Origin of the sequence: Prevotella pectinovora, from assembly GCF_041323955.1 — a bacterium.
GTDB lineage: Bacteria > Bacteroidota > Bacteroidia > Bacteroidales > Bacteroidaceae > Prevotella > Prevotella pectinovora.
Genome location: NZ_JBGLIV010000001.1, coordinates 2,013,184 through 2,031,406, shown reverse-complemented (window position 1 = coordinate 2,031,406; position 18,223 = coordinate 2,013,184). Strand labels below are relative to the sequence as shown.

At 49.4% G+C, this 18,223-nt stretch carries 10 protein-coding genes; 6 read left to right on the top strand and 4 right to left on the bottom strand.

All coding sequences use genetic code 11. From position 1 onward, the window contains the following. Window positions 1-275 precede the first annotated feature (275 nt). The 6 genes from dnaA to ACDC99_RS08020 all read left to right on the top strand — a co-directional run bounded on the left by dnaA (window position 276) and on the right by ACDC99_RS08020 (window position 13,458). Window positions 276-1,688 (top strand): chromosomal replication initiator protein DnaA, encoded by a 1,413-nt coding sequence (dnaA, locus tag ACDC99_RS08045; RefSeq protein ID WP_042518432.1) that lies wholly within the window; start codon window positions 276-278, stop codon window positions 1,686-1,688. A gap of 1,539 nt (window positions 1,689-3,227) precedes the next feature. Continuing rightward, window positions 3,228-4,190, top strand: coding sequence for a transporter (locus ACDC99_RS08040; protein ID WP_370756531.1), 963 nt, complete (start codon window positions 3,228-3,230; stop codon window positions 4,188-4,190). Window positions 4,191-4,601: 411 nt separating this feature from the next. Then, window positions 4,602-10,256, top strand: coding sequence for an alpha-2-macroglobulin family protein (locus tag ACDC99_RS08035; protein ID WP_370756530.1), 5,655 nt, complete (start codon window positions 4,602-4,604; stop codon window positions 10,254-10,256). Between the two features lie 99 nt (window positions 10,257-10,355). Next, on the top strand, window positions 10,356-11,423 hold the full coding sequence (locus ACDC99_RS08030) for a DUF1573 domain-containing protein (protein WP_042518441.1): 1,068 nt from the start codon (window positions 10,356-10,358) through the stop codon (window positions 11,421-11,423). Between the two features lie 20 nt (window positions 11,424-11,443). Next, window positions 11,444-12,538: a methylmalonyl Co-A mutase-associated GTPase MeaB gene (meaB, locus tag ACDC99_RS08025; RefSeq protein WP_022317432.1), complete on the top strand. Its 1,095-nt coding sequence runs from the start codon at window positions 11,444-11,446 to the stop codon at window positions 12,536-12,538. Beyond that, window positions 12,538-13,458 (top strand): 4-hydroxy-3-methylbut-2-enyl diphosphate reductase, encoded by a 921-nt coding sequence (locus ACDC99_RS08020; protein ID WP_022317431.1) that lies wholly within the window; start codon window positions 12,538-12,540, stop codon window positions 13,456-13,458. The genes meaB and ACDC99_RS08020 overlap by 1 nt, the downstream gene beginning before the upstream one ends. Before the next feature lie 149 nt (window positions 13,459-13,607). Here the strand turns inward: ACDC99_RS08020 and cmk are convergent, their stop codons facing one another. The 4 genes from cmk to ACDC99_RS08000 all read right to left on the bottom strand — a co-directional run bounded on the left by cmk (window position 13,608) and on the right by ACDC99_RS08000 (window position 17,879). Next, window positions 13,608-14,318, bottom strand: a complete 711-nt coding sequence (gene cmk / locus ACDC99_RS08015; RefSeq protein ID WP_370756529.1) for a (d)CMP kinase — start codon at window positions 14,316-14,318, stop codon at window positions 13,608-13,610. A gap of 31 nt (window positions 14,319-14,349) precedes the next feature. Next, window positions 14,350-15,309, bottom strand: a complete 960-nt coding sequence (gene porQ / locus ACDC99_RS08010) for a type IX secretion system protein PorQ (protein ID WP_370756528.1) — start codon at window positions 15,307-15,309, stop codon at window positions 14,350-14,352. 307 nt (window positions 15,310-15,616) lie between these two features. Then, window positions 15,617-16,753: a PDDEXK nuclease domain-containing protein gene (locus ACDC99_RS08005; RefSeq protein ID WP_022317428.1), complete on the bottom strand. Its 1,137-nt coding sequence runs from the start codon at window positions 16,751-16,753 to the stop codon at window positions 15,617-15,619. 145 nt (window positions 16,754-16,898) lie between these two features. After that, window positions 16,899-17,879: an alpha/beta hydrolase gene (locus ACDC99_RS08000; RefSeq protein WP_370756527.1), complete on the bottom strand. Its 981-nt coding sequence runs from the start codon at window positions 17,877-17,879 to the stop codon at window positions 16,899-16,901. Between the last annotated feature and the right edge of the window lie 344 nt (window positions 17,880-18,223).

Genomic DNA, 18,223 nt, shown 5'->3' with positions numbered 1-18,223 from the left:
TTGTCGCTATGAGATGAAATCATGAGGAAGCCAGCCTCCTTCCTGTTCCAGCAGGTCGCGGCGCGTTTCCTCTCCGTTTTCTAAATTCCACTATAAAAGCACGTTACAAATTTGTTGCAAAATAAAGTCTACACCCATTTGTGTAATCCGATTTTTTTTGCGAAATTTGCACACGCTTTTCGGGATATTACCCTATGGAGATATGGCGAAAAGCAGAAAAACAAGTAATTAAAGACAAGTATAGCGACAATTCTTTTTTATCAGAAAGTATATATATGGCCGATACTCCCAATGCTCTATGGGACAAGAGTCTCTTGCTCATTAAAGAGAATGTCTCACCGCAGCAGTTCAATACATGGTTCAAGCCAATAGTGTTCGAGGCTTACAAGAAGGAGACGAACACTCTGTTGGTGCAGGTTCCGAGTCCATTCGTTTACGAATACTTGGAAGAGAACTTCATTGATCTGTTGGGAAAGGTGCTTACACGCACTTTCGGCAAAGATGTCAAGCTTTCGTATCGCGTCGTTACCGACAAGACGAACAATCTTGCACAGATACTCACTTCCGACCCTCCAGCCGGAATCAACGACCAGAAGCCGAAGCAGACACGCAACAACCAGTCGCCGACACCGCTCGACGCTGCCAAGCCACAGCAGATAGCATCGCAGCTCAACACCCACCTCACCTTCAGCAACTATATCGAAGGAGCGAGCAACAAGCTGCCGAGATCCGTGGGACAGTCTATCGCCGAGCATCCTAATACCACACAGTTCAACCCGATGTTCATCTACGGACCGTCGGGATGCGGCAAGACACACCTCATCAACGCCATCGGAGTGCGCACCAAGCAGCTCTATCCGCAGAAGAGAGTACTGTATATCAGTGCGAGACTCTTCCAGGTGCAGTACACCAATGCCGTGAGAAACAACACCGTGAACGACTTTATCAACTTCTATCAGACCATCGACATGCTGATAGTGGACGACATACAGGAGTGGGTATCGGCACAGAAGACACAGGAGACATTCTTCCATATCTTCAACCACCTCTTCATGAACGGCAAGCGCATCATACTGGCGAGCGACCGTCCGCCGGTAGACCTGCAGGGAATGAGCGACCGACTGCTCACCCGATTCAGCTGCGGACTCATCGCCGAGCTGGAGAAGCCGAACGTGGAACTATGTATGGATATCCTGCAGAACAAGATAAAGCGCGACGGACTGCACATCCCGGAGACCGTGGTGCGCTTCATTGCAGAAACGGCCAACGGCAGCGTCAGAGACCTCGAGGGAGTGATAAACTCGCTGATGGCATACTCCGTAGTGTACAACTGCAATATCGACATGCGGTTGGCAGAGCGGGTGATAAAGCGTGCTGTCAAGATCGACGACAACCCGTTGACCATCGACGATATCCTTGACTCCGTGTGCAACCACTTCTCCGTCACCGTGGCAGCCGTCAACGGCAGAAGCCGCAAGCGTGAATATGTGGAAGCGCGTCAGGTGTCGATGTATCTCGCACAGAAATACACCAAGATGCCGGCATCGAGAATAGGTAAGCTTCTCGGCGGCAGAGACCACTCTACGGTGATTCACAGCTGCACCAAGGTTAACCAGCGCATGACCACCGACAAACTCTTCATGGACGAGATTACGAGCATTGAGAACTCGTTCAAGCTGAAGAGGTAAAATAAACATCATTGTTGCGTACTTCCTTTCTCAAGCGAAAAGGTAAATCGTGTGCTGGCGGTCATCCGTCAGGACAAGGCGACAATGCGGGTAAAGGCAATAATCTATAATCCTTTTTCATTTCGTGAAAAGGATGAGGACATAGGCAATCATAAATAAGAAAGTAACTGGGGAAGTGTGTCAAGAGGCGCATTTCTCCTTTTTTTATTTCATTTTTCTTTGTAACATCCGTTGTCACATTCCCATTGAATGCCATGTGATAATTAGTAAAATCAAAAATATGTTACATAAAACCGCTTGTTTTTTACCTTTTTTGTTACATATTTAATAATAAAAGCTTTTGGGATTGGAAATAAATACTTAATTTTGCAGCAGTAAAATGAAAAGTGCGACTAAATGTCGTTTATCCCCATCGACTAAAGCCATCACCTGCGGTGCTGAAAGGCGCCATCGCTAATTAGATTTAAGAATATGTAAGTTGGCAGGCGATTCGCAAAATGAATCCATAGGGTCACTCGCTGAGAGTCTGGCTCCCCCAAAAGTATGCCAATAGGCAATATGTAAGCTTAAAGATGAAAAGCAGCTGGAAAATGGCTGAAGCCACTAAAGAAGTATAAATGTGTCGTAAATTAAAAAAGAAATCAGTTATGAAAACTTCTGACAAGACTTCAATGGCAATCAACGGTTATGCCAATTCCGGTAACATAGTTCGTTATGTGTGGCCATACGCCGCATTGCTGATTATCTGCTTAGTGCTGGTGGTCTTCTTTTGACGTGTCCGACGGCAAGGCTCCATACCACTGCATATTCTCATGGCTGTCTTATCTTTGGATAAGTGGCGGAAAAGCCGTTCGTTCGATCATAGTCTGACTATGGATAAAGAAAAGTCGGACTGATGCATGGAGACGGGACAATTAAAAAAGATTATAGAGAGAACTGTTCACAAATATTGGACAGGAACTATTGAAGATAGAAATTTTGATTGTTGATTATATGAATTTGATGTTTAGTATTTGTACCATTAAGTAAGAAAAAGAGCATTTTTTTGTAGATTAATTTTTTTATATTGTAGATTAGATTCAACAGTCGGGGTTGTCGTGAGACACCTCCGATTTTTGTTTGTCCTGTCCTTCGTCGTTTCGCTTCATTCTCACACCTTGTTTCATGAGATACTTCCGCTATTTTTGTCATTATGCATCCTCCGTTCCGTCGTCCTCGTTTTCCGTACAAATAATACCATTTTGGGGCACGGTGCTTGCCCAACATGGGCAAGGTGCTTTCTCAACAGGGGCAAGCTGCTTGCCCCACTTGGGCATGATTTCTGCTGTTTTTTCTTACAAATTCCGGAGGATGTGATATGTCCAAATCCCGTCTGATTTCCAGATTGAATATATATTTCTTGCCACTTGGTGAGGGTGAAAACTCATTCAAATCGAACCTGATTATTATTTTACCGTCACTTATTCATCCACTTGGTTTTTATTTAGTACTTTTGCACTTGGTTATTTGATCATTACGTTTAGAAAATCAAGGATTGAGATGAACAAGGTCTTGTCATTTGTGAAGAAGTGGACCCTACTGTGTGCCATGCTGGTTGGCAGCGTGTTGTATCTGTTGTTCAGCGATGTTCCGCTGCTGCAGCCGATGGGCGATGTCATGGGGCCGGCGTTGGTGGAAATGGTGCCATACGTCATTTTTGCCCTATTGTATGTCACATTCTGCAAAATAGACATATCCAACCTGCGACCACGCGCATGGCATTTCTGGTTGCAGTTTATTCGCACATCCATTTCCGCCTTCTTTGTCCTCCTTATGATGTATTTCGCTGATGGCGATGTGAAACTCGTTCTTGAAGGATGTTTCATCTGCTTCATCTGTCCTACGGCAGCCTCAGCAGCCGTAGTGACAGAGAAATTAGGCGGCAGCATAGCCTCGCTCACGGTATATACGCTGATAGCCAATATCGTCACCAGCATCATCATCCCCTTGTTTTTCCCGATGGTGGAGAAGAGTGCCGACATCACCTTCCTCTTCGCCTTTGGCATGATAATGCGTAGGGTGGTAACGGTGTTGCTCCTGCCCCTCTGTCTTGCCCTGCTCACGAGGCGCTATCTGCCTAAAGTGGCAGGAGCCATAAAGCGCCGCAAGAACCTCGCTTTCTATATGTGGGCGTTCAATCTGAGCATCGTCACAGGTATGACCGTACACAATATCGTCGACGCCGAAGTGGGAGGCATCACCCTGTCGCTCCTTCTCATCCTGCCCCTGTTTGTATGTCTCGTGCAGTTTGCCATCGGCAAGTGGGTGGGCGGCTTCTTCGGCGACAGAGTAAGCGCCGGACAGGCTTTGGGTCAGAAGAACACCATCGTTGGCATCTGGCTCACCGTAACCTTCCTGAATCCCGTGGCTGCCGTAGCGCCAGGAGCCTATGTGTTGTGGCAGAATCTCGTGAATTCATGGCAACTCTGGTGTAAGGAGAAATACGGCTATCTCAAGTGGTGATGCGTCAGTGGAATAACCGTTTTTCGTGGCGTTTGTCATAAGGTTTGGCCTTCATCCATGCAATATTCTTTGGAACGGTAGATTTTATTATCAGACAGGCAGATGAGTCCGTTGGCAATCATGGCCAGAGATTAGTTTTGGCGTGACGCTCAAGTAATGGTGAAAGAATAACTTGATCAAATTTTGACCTGTATTTTTGTCGGTTTTGGAGTTTGGAAGAGGGAGCATAGCGGGCTATGTGACCGATGACAAATTTCAAAAACGGCAAAAAGACAGAGCATAAGAATAGAAAACCTTATTTCCTCAAAATTGGTCAAGCTATTTTTTTACCATTACCTAAAACTCCTGAAAAATTTGCTCTTGTCAAAAACAAATCGTAACTTTACAACCTCAAACTAAAAATTGAATGATATGAAGAAGGCCATTGTTTCATTCGTTTTGTCCTTGATGTTCCCGTTGGTACTTTTCGCCGACGGCTACACCTCATTGTGGAAACAATACAATGAGGCCAAGACCAAGGATTTGCCAAAGACGCAGATCAAGATTCTGAACAAGATAATCGCCCAGGCAAAAGCCGGCAAGAGCTATGGCAACCTGCTGAAAGCGGAGTTTGATAAAGTAGCGACTGCATCGGGCATTTCAGATGAATTGTTCCAGTCAGAACTGTCCGCCTTGAAGAAGGCTGCGGGCGAAGCCTCAGCAGTAGACCCCGCCTTGGCTGCGGTATACAACTGTGCCCTTGGCTACAGCTATTCTCTTGTTGCTAAAAGTCACTACAAATCTGACAGCAAGAAACTCAGTCGCGAGTATTTCGACAAGGCACTTGCCGATCCCGAAATGCTTGCATCAAAGAAGGCGCTCGATTATGCACCGTTTGTGAGTGAAGGCGTCGACAGCGAGATATTCGGAAACGACCTGCTCAGTCTGGTAGGTTATTACTCAGAGCGTTATGCCCTTCTCAATGACTATTATAACAAGGCGGGCAACCGCAGGGCTTCGCTCGTCACAGCTCTTTGGATGCTCGAAAAGAGAGTCAAGGCCAATCCCGTGAAAAAGGTCATCAAGGGTAATACCTATCTGGCAAGCCTCGACTCCCTGGTGGCTCTCTATGGCGACCTGAAGGAATGTGGCGAGGTGGCAATCGCAAAATACGATTACATGGCAGACTGTCAGGATGTAACACCGAAACAGAAAGTGGATTATATCATGTTTGCCAAGCAGAAATGGGCAGCTTGGAAAGGTATAAACCGGTTTGAGCGATACTATGCGGAGATGGTGCGGCCGGGATTCGAAATGAATGTAGGAAACACCTATCTGCCGAACCATGAAGACACCCTGAGCATCGAGGCACGCAATCTGAAACATCTAACAGTCAGCCTTTACCGACTGGATACCAAGTCGTATCTCGATGACAGGACAAACAATTTCAACATAGACAAGGCAAAGAAACTCATCATCGCGAAGTCGAAGGTGGTGATTGACCTGCCGGTGGTTTACGAAAACGAATACGACATCAACAAACTCTATGCGAAGCTGCCGAAGATGCAGCCGGGAATGTATTATGTGGTGGTTGAGGCAGACAACAAGAAGCTGAAACCGATAAATGCCGTTTTCACTGTCTCCGATGTATTTGTTGGTAGTCTGCCATTGCCGGGCGACAAGGTGAGATACGCCATCATGAGTGCCACTACCGGACAGCCGCTTGCCGGCGCAAAACTGCAGTTGTGGCGCGACAACAAGGTGATTTCAACGCTGACCGCTGATGAGAAAGGCAAAGTGGTGACGAACAGCCAGGAGCCATACTATGATTGCGTAAGAGCCTATACCGATACCGACAACTATATGATTGGCGAACGCGAGTGGAACAGGTTCAACTATTATGGCGACAAGATCCATCGCAGCGTGGTGTCACTCTTCACCGACCGTTCCATCTATCGTCCGGGACAGACAGTGCATGTGTCTGCCGTGGCATACAAGCAGGAAGGACTGCATTCATCAAAGGTCACGACCGGCGCAGAACTCAAATTCACCCTCAGTGATGCCAACAACAAGGTGCTGGCAGAGAAGAAGGCGACAACCGACGACTATGGCACGGCATCAGTAGACTTCAATCTGCCCGGCGGCAATGTCTTGAGCGGCAGATTCTCGGTTAGATGCATGGGCAACGGCACGGGATATGCGGCATTCCGGGTGGAAGAATACAAGCGGCCTACCTTTGATGTGAAGTTCGACGAGGTGACCGACGAATACCACGACGGCGACACCCTTGTGGTGGGCGGTACGGCGATGACATTCAGCGGTGTGCCGGTGCCTGGTGCAAAGGTGGCATACGACGTGCAGCGCAGATGCTCCAGCTGGTTCAGGTATTACTATGGGGCGAACAACGATGCCCAGCAGATGCTGACCGACACCGTAATGACCGACTCAAAGGGTAGGTTTGAGGTGCGCATCCCGGTGGTATTGCCAGCCGACTATCAGGCAGACAACGAAGGCTACGATGTGAAGACGCCTGGCAGATTCGTATGGCAGACACGCTATCGCTTCACTGCCACAGCCACAGTGACCGACAACGGAGGCGAGAGCCATTCAGCCGAGACGAGCATCGTATTGGGATCGAGAGCCACCGAACTGAAATCGGATTTGCCGGAGAAGGTGATTAAAGACAGTGTGGCGACAGTTGTCTTCAACCGCTACAATGCTTCTGCAAAACAGATTGACGGAAAGGTGACATACTGGTTCGACTCCCAGACAAAGAAATATACGGCGAAAGCCAATGAAAACATAAAGATAGACTGGCGGAAAACCAGTGGCATACTCTCCGGCAGACACCAGCTGTGGGCAACATGCGGCAACGACACCGTGATGCGTGAGTTCGTGCTCTTCGGCATAGACGACAAGCGTCCGGCAGCCGATACGCCAGACTGGGCATACATATCAAGCAATGAGTTCCCGAGAGATGGCAAACCGGTTTATGTGCAGGTGGGCACGTCGTGCGACAACACCCTCGTGCGCTATTCCATCATCTCCAGCGACAAAGAACTGGAGAGCGGAACCTTCAGTCTGAGCAATGCCGTCAAGACCATCTCGCTTACCTATAAGGAAGAATATGGCGAGGCGGTGCTCCTCAACTATCTGTGGGTGAAGGATGGCAAGGCATACAGCCATAAGTTCACCATCACAAGACCGCTGGAGGACAAGAGGCTCGACCTGAAATGGGTGACCTTCCGCGACAGACTCACACCGGGACAGAAAGAGAAATGGACGCTCAACATCTCGCGTCCGAAAGTGAACGACGTGATAAACAAGCGCAACGCCAGCACTGACGGTCAGAACAACGGTCAGCTTCTGGCTCTGATGTATGACAAGTCGCTCGAACAGATAGTGAAGACTAGCTTCAACTTTAGTCTCAACCTGTCGCAGAACAGTCCCTACACCAGATGGAGAATGTTGCCGGAGATAACAGAAAACGGATTGTCTTCATGGCAGACGATGCCTGTGATGAATGGAAAATCGTTTGATCTCAATACATTGGACAATTCTGTTTCCATACTGAGCTGGATGCTGATGCTTAATGACAGAAGTGATGACAGGGTTTCACTTCCACTCAGAGTCAGGGGAAGTGCAAAGAATTCCGTTTCCATCCGAGGCGAAGCAGTAGAAGAAACTGCTACTGTATTGAAGTCAAAAGAAGAAAAGGCGAAAACCTTTGACTTTGTTCCGCTTGGTAACGATGCCTCCGACAGAGGCTCGGCTGGCGTGGAGAATGCCGACGGTGAAGAGAGAGCCTCTGCTGCCGTGCCGCAGATTCGCGAGAACCTCAACGAGACAGCCTTCTTCTATCCTGCCCTCTATGCCGACAAGGACGGCAATGTGGATATAGTGTTCACGTTGCCGGAGAGCGTCACCACATGGAACTTCCGCGGCTTTGCCCACGACAAGGAGATGAACTTCGGAATGATAGAGAGCGAGGCAGTGGCGAGCAAGAAGGTGATGGTGATGCCTAATGTGCCGCGCTTCGTGAGAGAGGGCGACAAGGCTACGATGGCAGCCCGTGTGGCAAATGCCACCGACAAGCCGGTTGCAGCCCTCGTTAGAATGCAGCTCCTCGATCCGGAGACGGAAAGAGTGGTATGCGAGAAGAAGCAGAACGTGACCATCGACGCCAATGCCACTGCAAACGTGGACTTCAGTTTCGAAGCTCAGGGCGACACTCCGCTCCTCGTATGCCGCATCACGGCAGAGGGAAAAGGCTTCAGCGACGGTGAGCAGCATTATCTGCCGGTGTTGCCGAGCAGAGAGAGTGTGATGAACACCGTGCCGTTCACCTTCACCGGCAGCGGCGAGAAGACAGTGGCTATGGCTGACCTCTTCCCGAAGGGGGTAGAGGACAAGAAACTCACCGTGGAATATACCGCCAACCCGTCATGGCTCATGATACAGACGCTGCCGTATATCTCGACAGTGGACTACAAGAACGCCATATCCCTTTCAACGGCTTATTATGCCAACGCCCTCGGACGATATATCATGAACCAGTCGCCGGTGATAAAGCAGGTGGTAAACATATGGAAACAGGAGCCGGCAGGCAGCGACAACAGCCTGATGAGTGCTCTGCAGCGCAACCAGGAACTGAAGACCCTCGTGCTCGACGAGACGCCATGGGTGATGGATGCCGACAACGAGGCTGACCAGAAGAGGATGCTCACCACATTCTTCGACGAGTCGGCGATGGACTACCGGCTGGCTTCGCAGCTCAAAGACCTGAAAGACCTCCAGAATAGCGACGGCTCATGGAGCTGGTGGCGAGGAATGAGAGGTTCGGCAAGCATAACGGCACAGGTGTTGCAGACCCTCGCCCGTCTCAATGTGATGGCAGGATATCAGAAAACCACGGCCAAGATGATAGAGAATGGAATGGACTATCTCAGAACAGTCGTGATGAAGGAGTTTGAGGAAATGAAACGTATGGAAAAGAAGGGACAGAAACCGATGATCTGCGACTACCATGCCATACAGTATCTATATATAAACACACTGCTCGGCAAGAATCCTTTCTATGACTCCGATTATGTGGAGCTGAAGAACTATCTCCTCAAATATCTTGAGGCTGACCGCCACCGCGACATCTATTCAAAGGCGCTCATGGCTGTGGTGCTCAATGGAGACGGCAAGGCTAAGAAGGCAAAGGAGTATGTGGAGAGCATACGCCAGTATACGGTGACGAAGCCGGGCATGGGAACATATTTCGACACATGGCATGCCGGATACTCGTGGTTCGACTATCGCATTCCTACCCAGACTGCTGCGATAGAGGCTCTGAAGGCTGTAGACCCTGCCGACACGGAGACCATAAACCAGATGCGCCTATGGCTCCTGCAGAGCAAGCGCACACAGGCTTGGGACACACCGATAAATACTGTAAACGCCGTGTATGCCTTCCTCGACGGCAACTATAAAGAGCTGTCTTCTGACAAGGAGGAATCCATGACGTTTGCCGTAGACGGCAAGAACAAGTCGCTGCCTAAGGCTTCTGCCGGACTGGGATATACCAAGGTGGTATACGGTATCGACAAGCAGAACTCTATCACGCTGACCAAGACTGGCGAGGGAACATCATGGGGAGCTGTCTATGCACAGTTCACGCAGGCGGCTGCCGACATCGCCGACAGCAAGTCGGGCATCAAGGTGGTTCGCCAGGTGATGGTTCCGGAAAACGGCAAGGCTGCCAAGGGTGGCGCTCTCAATGTGGGCGACCGCATCGCTGTGCGCATCACCATCACCGCCGACCGCGACTACGACTTCGTGCAGGTAGTAGACAAGCGTGCGGCATGTATGGAGCCAGTGGCGCAGACCAGCGGATACGGATGGGGATACTACTGCACACCGAAAGACAACGCCACCCATTACTACTTCGACCGTCTCTCGAAAGGCGAGCACGTGGTGGAGACGGAGTACTATATCGACCGTGCAGGAAACTACACCGCCGGAACATGTACCGTGCAGTGTGCCTACTCTCCTGAATTCTCCGGCAGGGCCGGCGGCATGGAGCTGAAGATTGTGAAATGATAGTATCGGCACGATTGGATATCAGCCGGTATTGTCAGATAGAATGTCAGATACGACACCATATAGAATAACAGACATATAAAAACAGATATTTAATAGATGAATAACAAAACGATGATATTATCCTTGCTGGCTATGGCGTCGGTTGATGCCATGGCGCAGCGCATAACGGCAAAGAATGAGATAGTAGACTGTGGCAGCGTGATGTATGAAACCCCTGTTACGGTGAAGTTTGAACTCACCAACAAGGGTAGCGAACTGAACATCGACCAGGTGAGGGTGAGCTGCGGATGCACCACGGTGGACTATCCGCGTACGGCAATCCCCAAGGGCGACAGCTTCACTGTTACGGCAACCTACGATGCACGCCAACTCGGACACTTCGAGAAGGAAGTGGCGCTCTTCTGCAATTCCTCCAAGCATCCTTTCTATCTCAAGATGAAAGGAGTGGTGGTGGATGAAATATCTGATTTCACTGGTACCTTCGAACACAAGATCGATGGTATGATGGTGGACAAGAACGATGTGGAGTTCGACGACGTGAACCGTGGCGACTATCCCGTGCAACTCATCCATATCAAGAACAACACGGGCGAGACTATCAGTCCTGTGGTGATGCATCTTCCGGCTTATCTCACGGCAAGCGTGTCGCCGACCAACATCGCTCCGGGCAAGACCGGCGTTGCCACGCTGAAACTCAACTCCAAGAAGCTGCGCGACTTCGGACTGACACAGACCTCCGTGTTCCTCGCCAAGAAACCGGGCGAGAAGGTGAGTATCGACAAGGAAATATCTGTCTCTGCCGTCTTGCTGCCAGATTTCGACAATATGTCGGAGACGCAGCTCGCCAACGCACCGAGCATAAAGCTCTCTGCCACGGAACTCGATTTCGGTGACTTCGGCGAAAAGCCAAGCAAGACCGAAACGGTGATAATAGAGAACACCGGACGTTCGGTGCTCGACATCCGTTCGATGCAGATGTTCACCACCGGCATGAGCGTGAAGCTCAACAAGACGAAGATAAAGCCGGGCGAACAGGCAAAACTGAAGGTGACGCTGAACAAGAAGCAGCTGCGCAACGCCAGAAGCAAACCGCGTGTGCTGATCATCACCAACGACCCGAAACAGCCGAAGGTGGTAGTGAAAATGAAACTGAAAACACGATAATCTTAATCTAAATACACAGTATGGACCATCCAGAGAACAGTAAAGAATACGTGGGGCTGCAGGTGAACCAAGGTGTGGCGCAGCCCTCCATCATAAACCCATATCTGAAGCGCAGCCGCTTCCAGCGCCGCGAACTCTCCGTTGCCGAAATGGTGGAAGGAATCGTGAAGGGCGACGTCACCGTGCTCTCACAGGCAGTGACCCTCGTAGAGAGTGTCAATCCGGACCATCAGCAGAAGGCGCAGGAGGTGATAGACAAATGTCTGCCATATAGCGGCAAATCCATCCGCATCGGTATCAGCGGTGTGCCGGGAGCAGGAAAAAGCACGTCGATAGACGAGTTTGGAGTGCATGTCCTCGACCGCACCGGCGGCAAGCTCGCCGTGCTCGCCATCGACCCCAGTTCGGAGCGCTCCAAGGGAAGTATCCTCGGCGACAAGACCCGTATGGAGAAACTGTCGGTAAGGAAGGAGTCGTTCATCCGTCCCAGTCCTACGGCAGGATCCCTCGGCGGTGTGGCACGCAAGACCCGTGAGTCGATAATCCTATGCGAGGCAGCCGGCTACGACAAGATTTTCGTGGAGACCGTGGGAGTGGGGCAGAGCGAGACAGCCTGTCATTCCATGGTAGACTTCTTCCTCCTCATCCAACTTGCAGGAACCGGCGACGAGCTGCAGGGCATCAAGCGAGGCATAATGGAGATTTCCGACGGAATAGTGATAAACAAATGCGACGGCAGCAACGTGGACAAGTGTCACATCGCAGCCACCAACTTCCGCAACGCCCTGCATTTCTTCCCACCATCAGACAGCGGATGGGTGCCGAAGGTGCTTTGCTACAGTGGTTTCTATGGAACAGGCGTCAAGGAGGTGTGGGATATGATATATGAGTATTTCGATTTCGTGAAAGGTAACGGATACTTTGACTATCGTCGCAACGAGCAGAACAAATACTGGATGTATGAGACGATAAACGAGCAACTGCGCAACAGCTTCTACAACAATCCTGATATCCAGCAGAGGCTGCAGGCATACGAGAACAGTGTGCTGCTCGGACAGAAGACCAGCTTCGCAGCTGCCCGCGACCTTCTCGACATTTATTTCAAGAAACTGTGATGGATAGAAACAACGGAAAAGAAGTGACACAGCATACCCATTCCTGTGGCAATGCGTCGCCTGCGGTAGAGATAGACAGCGGGAGCGGTTTCTGCTTCGGTGTCACCACTGCCATTCGCAAGGCGGAAGAGGAACTTGCCAACGGTGGCACGCTCTATTGTCTGGGTGACATCGTGCACAACAGTATGGAGTGTGAGCGGCTGAAGAAACTCGGACTAGTCACCATCAACCATGATGAGATGGAGCGCCTGCGCAATGTCAAGGTGCTGCTCAGAGCCCACGGCGAACCGCCGGAGACCTATGCCATGGCGGAGCGCAACGGCATAGAGATAATCGACGCCACATGTCCTGTGGTGCTACAGCTGCAGCGTCGCATAAAGAGTCAGTATGACGCCCATGGCGAAGCGCAGATAGTGATATTCGGCAAACCCGGACATGCCGAAGTGCTCGGTCTTGTGGGACAGACCCAGGGCAGCGCCCGCGTGATAGCCCATTTCGACGATGTGAAGACGCTCGACTTCTCCCGCGACATATATCTGTATTCGCAGACCACCAAGTCGCTCGACGAGTTCCATCGCATCATCGACTACATACAATGCCACATCTCGCCCGACGCCACGTTCCGCAGCTTCGACACCATCTGCCGACAGGTGGCAAACCGTATGCCTAATGTCAGCAGCTTCGCCTCGCGCCATGATCTTGTGCTCTTTGTGTGTGGCAGAAAGAGCAGCAACGGCAGGGTGCTCTTCAATGAATGTCTGCGCATCAATCCCAATACACACCTCATTGAGGGACCGGGAGAGATATGCGACGAGTGGCTCCATGGTGCCGCCACGATAGGAATCTGCGGAGCCACGAGCACCCCCAAGTGGCTCATGGAGGAGTGTATGCAGAAGATATTGAATGGCGAACAAGGATAACCCCCGATCTGTCTGATTACTGATTTGGAATAAAGAATAATAGAAGACTCTTGCCCAATGAATCAATCTTGTGTCATATTAGTATATATAATAAAAGGTATGAGACTTTTGCTTAGTCCCATACCTTTTGTCTTTTTCTTAGGATATCTTTATCCCAGCTTTTCCATCGTTTCCTCAAACTTCTGTTTCAGCCATTCCTTCTGTTCGGGGATTGTCATGTTGCTGTTGTCGAGCACCAAGGCATCGTCGGCCTGCTTCAGAGGCGAAGTCTCGCGATGCGTGTCTATATAGTCACGCTCCTCCACGTTCTTCAATATCTCGTTGAAGTCGGCAGCCATACCCTTCTGCTTCAGTTCGTCGTAGCGGCGCTGGGCGCGTACCTCGGCAGATGCCGTGACGAAGATTTTCAGTTCGGCATCGGGGAACACCACTGTGCCGATGTCTCTGCCGTCCATCACGATGCCCTTCTCCTTGCCCATCTCCTGCTGCTGTCTCACGAGAGCCTGGCGTACGAAAGGCAGAGCGGCTATGGGGCTCACATGGCTCGACACCTCCATCGAGCGTATCTCCTTCTCCACGCATTCTCCGTTGAGATAAGTGTCGGGGCGGCCGGTTCCGGTGTTCAGTCTGAATGATATGTTTATCTTCGGCATCGCCTTCTGCAGGGCTTCGGTGTCTATCGTGTTGTCGGCGGCAAACATGCCGTGGCGCAGGGCATAGAGCGTCACCGAGCGATACATCGCTCCTGTGTCCACATATATATATCCCAAATCCTTGGCGAGATCTTTTGCCATCGTGCTCTTTCCGCAGGATGAGAATCCGTCGATGGCGATAACGATGCGATTGTTCTTTGCTTCCATTTCTTTCTTTATGGTGTTTTGAGTTTTGTCATTACAGAGAATACGACACGTTGACGAGCAGCGAGTTGGCCGACACGTGGTATTTGGCATATCCCACCTGCAGCTTGAACCTCTCCAGCTGCATTCCGGCTCCGAACGACAATCCGGCTCCGTGGTTGCTCTTTGAGGCGTCTTCGCCAGTGCCCTCGGCTATCTTCATGTCGTGTGCACGACGGAAGTTGTATCCTCCGGCCACATAAAACTGGTCGGAGAGTATCAGTTCCACTCCACACACGAGGTGGTTTATGAAGCTGTAGTCCCAGTGGTTGAGGTCAACGAGCGTTGCCGAGATTCTGAACGGCATGTTTGCAAATCTCTTGCTTGCTCCTATCTGCAGGTCGAGCGGCATCTTGCCGTAGTCCTCGTCGTATGCCTTGAACTGTCCGCCGAGGTTCTTGGCCACTGCCGACACTGAGAACTCCGACTCCGGGTCGTAGTAGTTCAGTCCCAGGTCTATGCCAGCCGCCATGGAGTTGTAGCCACCGATATACGATGCCACCCATCTTGCCGTTATACCTCCGGCGAGGTTTTTCGCCAGCATATAGCTGAAGGTTCCTGCCAGTGCAATCTCCTGTGCAGAGAATTCTCCCGTCTGGACGTTGTTCTGGTCCGTTTCCTTCATCTTGCCGTAGTTGATGTATTGTCCCAGAACCGCCCACGATGCCTTGTCGTTTACCACTCTGTTGAATGCCGCGCTTCCCGTTATCGCCCCCTCCATATATGTCATGAAGTTGAGGTTCAGCGTCTTGTCGCTTACCGACGACAGCAGTGCTGGGTTGCTGAACGTGAGCGACGGGTCGTCTTCTATGATGCTCACGTTGTCGCCACCGAGGGCTGCCGCATGAGCGCTCACGGGCAGCCTCAGGAAATTGTATTCCGTCTGGCTCTCCTGTGCGGTTGCCGTGGCGGTCGCCACGATGCTCAGTATGAGGTATAAAAAGATTTTTCTCATTCTTGTCTTTTATGGGGAGTCTGTCCTTGTTTTGCAGTTATGGACAGTTCCTTGGTGATAAATAGGTTGCCGCTCTTTGTCCGTCGGGTCATCCGTCTGCTTACTGGTGCAAAGTTACAGCATCTCAACGTTAAAAACGAAAAAATCCCTTTTATATTGTTTTGAGTCCATTCATTTTCATCAGGTCGGTAGCCTGAAGCTCCAATCCAAGACGACCTGATGACCGATTCGGGTTTAAAGATGTTATCAAGTTTACTCAGATTTCCCTGTTCTCGGCTCACAACAATCTCATTAACCATTGTTTTCCTTACTTTTCTGCTTTATCCTCATTCATAAAAAACTGGCAGAACTCTCTTAATTGCTGCTGCATTTGCTCCTGTGGTATCAAGATACGCTTATACTCAGCAATCATTGTTGGACTCATGCTGCGACTCATGGCATATTCAACAACCACCTTGTCTGCATCGGGGCATAATATTATGCCAATAGATGGGTTCTCGTTTGAACGCTTCACATCGCGGTCAAGAGCCTCCAGGTAAAACTCCAACTGACCAAGGTCGCGTGGGTGGAACTTTGTTTTCTTCAATTCCACAGCAACGAGAGCTTGAAGCCCACGATGGAAGAACAGTAAATCAGCCTTAAACGAAGAAGCACCGACATTTAAGCGATACTCTTGATCCATAAAGATAAAGTCCTTACCCAATTCAAGAATAAACTGCTTCATGTGTTCTATCAAGTCATGCTTCAGCTTCGATTCGCTATGTTTTTTTGGCAAGTTGAGGAAATCCACGAAGTATGTATCTTTGAACATTATCGGAGATTTGGGATAAGTTTCAAGCAGACCTTTCGACAGATTAGTTTTGTTACTCAATAACGCTGAATATGTATGGTTCGATATACAGCGTTGCAGTTCGCGTACAAACAAATGCTCTTTATGGGCATAAAGAATGTAGAATAACCGTTCTTCTACACTTTTACACCTACACAATATCTCAATATGGTTTGTCAAAGTTGTCAGTGCCAAGATGTCGGGCATTTGTCCAATTTGTGACTGTACAGTTATAGCCTCTCCTTGCTTAAATCCTATTTGTGCAGTTTCCGACTGCACAAATTTATCCGTCATATATTTTCTTATAGCTACAGCAAAAACTTCAGATGAATATTCATCATAAAACATCACCATGTTGTAAATGTTTCTCTTGCTGAAGCCTTTGATATCAGGGCGGTTGGAACGAATATATTCAGACAATTGGGCTACGACTTTACTTCCCCATTCCTCGCTTTTCAGTTTCATTGAAACATAACCTCCAACATACCATGCACAAAGCAGAGATTGTTCGTTGACTGCACGTGACGCCTTACTCCTATGCTGAACTATTATATCCACCACTTCTGTAAAATCTCGCTCTTGGGAAGTTCTTGTCAAATCCTTATTTATGCTCATATTCCTTATTATAACCCGTTGGCGGAATTAATTTAGTGCATATTTAATTCTGCCAATGGACTTTTTATTAATATAGTTTACGTATCACAGAATGGTAGGTGCACTAATATTGCCAATGGTTCTGGCAAGCAAACCATTCGCTATTTCATTCCCCCACAAACTCCTTCACCTTTTCTGTGTATTCTTTGTGGTGGTCGCGGTATGCCATGGCGTGTTCAGAATCCTTGGCTATGAAGATGGCTTTGCGGCCGTGGCGCTTAGCCTCGTAGAGCGGACGGAGCATGGAGTAGGGCACGTAGGTGTCGGCATCGCCGTGGATGAAGAGCATCGGTTTGGTGCTGCGCTCCACCTGCTTTATCTGCTGCGCCTCGTCAAACGACCATCCGTATCTCTGTTGGCAAAGCCCGGAAGTTGTATTCATCAGCGGGAACGACGGCAGCCCGAACTCCTCTTTCAGCTGTCCTGCAAACTCATCCCATACGCTCGTATAGCCACAGTCTTCAACAAAAAACTCCACATAATCCGGAGTCTTCTCACCCGCCACGGCCATCGTGGTGGCTGCACCCATAGAGATGCCGTGGATGACTTGCTTTGTGGATGAATACCTTGACGCTCTGAACACATTATTTGCCACTTCCGCCCATCTTATCACGTCCCATCTGTCCTGCCACCCCATCTGTATATGGTCACCCTCGCTCTGTCCGTGTCCATACAGGTCGGGCAAGAGCACATTATATCCCAAATCGTGGTTGTATAGATAAGCGATGTGTAGCATTCCCTCGGAACGCACCTTATAGCCGTGCACCACAACTGCCGTTTTGTCTGTTGCCTTTGGCGCATAAAGATAAATGGCGTGTGCCTTGTAGCCGGAGGGCATAATGAGGAACGTGTCCTTCACGCAATGGTTCCGGTATATGGAATCCATCCACGCCGTAGTCCACGGACATTCGTTCCGTGTTCTGTTCTTCCAGTGTTCTGCCGTCATGCGTTCCCCTTTCGGATAGCTGAGCGAATAGTCAAGCATATAGCTGCTGGCTCCATGCAATGCAAGAACCAACATTACTGCCACCCCCAACGTTATCCATACCTTTATATAACAGGACTTTCTGTTCTCTCTCTGCCTCATATAATACTCTTACTATTTACATATTTATTATTTCGCTTCAAAATTAAGCAAAATAATGGAAATAACATGTAATAAATAAAGAATAAGCGGAACGTTGGTCTGAATAATAAGACCAACGTCCCGCCACCTTATAGAAATTGAGTATAATACAATTATTCTGTTACAGTGAACCATTCATAGTAATCGCCGAAAGTTATCTTGTTGTTCTCATCCACACTAAATGTAAATGTCTGTCCCAGCACTTAACCCTATACATATTCTATATCTCCGGAGACTCTATCGTGGTCTGTTTCTCGGCAGGATTGCAACAAATCGTTCAAAACATGCAACAGATGATACGATGA

Coding starts and splice junctions, on each gene's coding strand:
- dnaA (WP_042518432.1), top strand. CDS start 276: ATGGCCGATACTCCCAATGCTCTATGGGACAAGAGTCTCTTGCTCATT.
- ACDC99_RS08040 (WP_370756531.1), top strand. CDS start 3,228: ATGAACAAGGTCTTGTCATTTGTGAAGAAGTGGACCCTACTGTGTGCC.
- ACDC99_RS08035 (WP_370756530.1), top strand. CDS start 4,602: ATGAAGAAGGCCATTGTTTCATTCGTTTTGTCCTTGATGTTCCCGTTG.
- ACDC99_RS08030 (WP_042518441.1), top strand. CDS start 10,356: ATGAATAACAAAACGATGATATTATCCTTGCTGGCTATGGCGTCGGTT.
- meaB (WP_022317432.1), top strand. CDS start 11,444: ATGGACCATCCAGAGAACAGTAAAGAATACGTGGGGCTGCAGGTGAAC.
- ACDC99_RS08020 (WP_022317431.1), top strand. CDS start 12,538: ATGGATAGAAACAACGGAAAAGAAGTGACACAGCATACCCATTCCTGT.
- cmk (WP_370756529.1), bottom strand. CDS start 14,318: ATGGAAGCAAAGAACAATCGCATCGTTATCGCCATCGACGGATTCTCA.
- porQ (WP_370756528.1), bottom strand. CDS start 15,309: ATGAGAAAAATCTTTTTATACCTCATACTGAGCATCGTGGCGACCGCC.
- ACDC99_RS08005 (WP_022317428.1), bottom strand. CDS start 16,753: ATGAGCATAAATAAGGATTTGACAAGAACTTCCCAAGAGCGAGATTTT.
- ACDC99_RS08000 (WP_370756527.1), bottom strand. CDS start 17,879: ATGAGGCAGAGAGAGAACAGAAAGTCCTGTTATATAAAGGTATGGATA.